General features: G+C 59.6%; 1 protein-coding gene. It reads right to left on the bottom strand.

Annotation, left to right across the window (positions count from 1 at the left end; all coding sequences use genetic code 11):
* On the bottom strand, positions 1-746 hold a 746-nt coding region (locus AB4037_RS34595), incomplete at its 3' end, for an outer membrane beta-barrel protein (protein WP_441774678.1).
* Positions 747-926 lie beyond the last annotated feature (180 nt).

Raw genomic sequence — 926 nt, 5'->3', positions numbered from 1 at the left:
AAGGCATAGATCTGCGGGGTCAGCATGGTGGTGGCGCGAAGCGCCACATAATAGTCCGTTCCATTGAACGGCATGGGGAAGCCGCTCTTTGCCTCGGCCCTGTCATCGGGGCGATCGAAGCTGGCGTAGATGACGCCGCCGGACAGGCGCAAGGAGGTCTGATCGGTCACCTTCTTTTCGATCGAGRSGCCGGCCTCATAGGTGTTGGTGAAAATCGAGGAATCGGTGAGCACGGCGCCCGGCCGTTGCCAGGTCTGATAGGGCGATGACCAGAAACCCGGGACGAACATGCCGTTGGCGCGGGTGAAATCGCCGTGCAGCCGGATGGTCAGATCCGGCAAGGGCGAATAGGTCCACGCCCCTCCGACCTTGGCAGTGATGCGACTGCTATCCTGATGCGACGGGTAGAGYTGGAAATCACCATTGGCATAGACGGCGAGGCGATGAATTCCGTCTTCCCAGGCCGCGTCCAGGCGTGGCTGRATCTGCAACCCCAGGGATGACTGGCGGTGCCGTGCCTGACCGTCGATATTGTCGTTGTATACCGTGCCGAGGAACAGGGATGGATAAACCAGCCAGCCGCCAAAGGGCAGTCCCTCGACAAAGCTGGGGCTGGCGGTGATACCCAGTGTCTCGATCGTGGTCTGGCTGGGCGTGGCGTCGAGCGCCAATGCAGGTCGCAGGCCGAAGCCCGGAATGAGCGTCGTCACCGATGCCAGGAAAACCAGTGACGTTTTACGCAGCATGGGTACTCCTGGCTGTTACTAAAGCGTTTTACTCTAGAAGTAGCGCATGGGAACGCGGATGAGATCGCCCGGCAGAACGGGAATRTTCGACGAAATCGGGTATTTCTTGAATCCGCTTTCACCSACATGCTGAATGTCGATGGTGGACGTACTTGCCCTGTAGGTGGTTCCGCCGGCTAC

Origin of the sequence: Labrys sp. KB_33_2 (assembly GCF_052114505.1) — a bacterium.
GTDB lineage: Bacteria > Pseudomonadota > Alphaproteobacteria > Rhizobiales > Labraceae > Labrys.
This window is presented reverse-complemented; position numbering and strand designations above follow the sequence as displayed.